Raw genomic sequence first — 2,302 nt, 5'->3', positions numbered from 1 at the left:
ACAAACAACTTATCATTTGAAACGCTCACAATTTCTAATTTTGTAAAAAGTTTCTTCAAAACCCTATGATAAAAGAGTATCTAAATAGCATAGCTAACACAACTGCACAACTAGATGCCCGAGAAGAGAGTTACTATCACCATCTTGCAGAGTTCTTAAAAAGTTTTGCCAACAGCATCGGTAAAAGTAATATACAAATTACAATTCTCCCTAAAAAAACTGAAGCAGGTAACCCTGATTTTCGTATTTGGGATGGAAGACAACATATCGTTGGCTACGTTGAAGCCAAAAAGCCAGGCGAAAACCTTGACCTTATAGAAACCTCTGAACAACTTCAAAGATACCGTTATACCTTTCCTAATCTAATTTTGACCGATTTTTATGAATTCCGATTGTACCGCAATGGGGAACTAATAGATAGCGTTTGCATAGCCAGACCTTTTATTGCTCAACAATTAAAAACTGTTCCACCCGTAGAAAATGAGGTTAAGTTTACTACACTAATTGAAAAATTTTTTGCTTTCTCTTTTCCACAAGTTCTTACTGCGGAAGACCTTGCCATAGAATTGGCTAAGAGAACAAGGTTTTTACGAGATGAAGTTATTTCTAAAGAACTTGCGGAGGAAGAAAAAAAACAAGGGGAGATATTCGGTTTTTACGAAGCGTTCAAACAATATTTAATAGCCAATCTTACGCAAAAAGAGTTTGCCGATATATATGCGCAAACCCTTACCTATGGGCTTTTTGCGGCACGTACAAGGGCAAAAAATGAGTTTACTAGAAAAGGTGTTTATGATTTAATCCCGCCAACTATTGGAATTTTGAGAAATTTGTTTCATTTTATTTCGTTAGGTAAAGTCCCTCCCCAGATGGAAGTGATAATTGATGACATTGCGGCTGTTTTACAAATGGCTGATGTTTCAAAAATTTTACACGAGTATTACCAAAAAGCCAAAGGTGAGGACCCCATTATTCATTTTTATGAGACATTTCTCAATGTATATGACCCCGATACCCGAGAAAAAAGAGGTGTATATTATACCCCTGAACCTGTGGTCAAATATATTGTGCGTGCCGTACATGATATTCTCAAAACGAACTTTAACCTTGCCGATGGATTAGCCAGCAAAGAAGTAACCTTACTTGACCCTGCTGGGGGTACTTTAACTTTTCCCGCAGAAGCTATCAAAGTCGCAGTAGACGAGTTTACTCAAAAATATGGTGAGGGGGGTAAAAGTAAGTTCATTAAAAATCAACTGCTTAAAAACTTTTATGCTTTTGAACTGATGGTCGCGCCGTATGCCATTGGACACATTAAAATTGGTTTTTTACTGACAGAGTTGGGTTATACGCTAGAGGAAGAGGATAGGTTCAATCTGTATTTGACAAATACCCTTGATATGGAAGACCTTGCCCAAACACGAATTCCAGGGCTTAGCGCTTTGAGTATGGAAAGTAACTTAGCTGCTAAAATAAAGCGACAAGAACCGATATTAGTCATTATCGGCAATCCACCTTATTCGGGCATTTCAGCTAATATCAACAAATGGACAGAAAGACTTCTTAAAGAAAATATAGACGGCGCACAAAGTTACTACGAAGTAGATGGAAAACCGCTAGAAGAAAAAAATCCGAAATGGCTTCAAGATGATTATGTAAAATTTCTTCGTTTTGCTCAATGGAAAGTTGAAAAAGCAGGGCAGGGTATTGTAGCAATGATTACTAATCATAGTTATTTAGATAACCCTACATTCAGGGGAATGCGGCAAAGTTTAATGAAAACATTCAATCAAATCTATATTCTTGATTTACACGGTAATGCTTTGAAAAAAGAAACAACTCCCAATGGGACTAAAGATGAAAATGTATTTGATATAAAACAGGGGGTAGCTATTGGAATTTTCATTAAAAACAAAAACAAAAAAGGATGCAAAGTCTATCACTCTGATTTATTTGGATTGAAAGACACAAAATATCAATGGTTGGAAAAAACACCTTTCAGACGTAAAAACTATACCTTAATTAAACCTGAAAGCCCGTGGTACTTTTTTGTTCCCAGAAATACAGAAGGCATAGAGTCCTATAATACATGGGTCAAGGTAAATGAAATCTTTCCTGTCAATAGCGTTGGGGTAGTAACTGGGCATGATGAATTTGCCATTGATGAGGATAAGGAAACGCTAAAAAATAGAATGTACCAATACCGAAGCAAAAAGTATGATGATGACTTAATAAGACAGATATTCAACCTAAAAGATACCGCTACTTTCAAACTCAAAAAGTTTAGAGCTGAATTTCAAAA

Annotated in this window: 1 protein-coding gene; it reads left to right on the top strand. The window is 36.1% G+C overall.

Translation table 11 applies throughout. The features are described from left to right. Positions 1–65: 65 nt before the first annotated feature. On the top strand, positions 66–2,302 hold a 2,237-nt coding region (locus NZ519_13665), incomplete at its 3' end, for an N-6 DNA methylase (GenBank protein MCS7029802.1).

The sequence above is a fragment of the Bacteroidia bacterium genome (genome assembly GCA_025056095.1).
Taxonomy (GTDB): domain Bacteria; phylum Bacteroidota; class Bacteroidia; order JANWVE01; family JANWVE01; genus JANWVE01.
The sequence above is the reverse complement of the archived record's forward strand: the minus strand, read 5'-3'. Positions and strand labels throughout refer to the sequence as shown.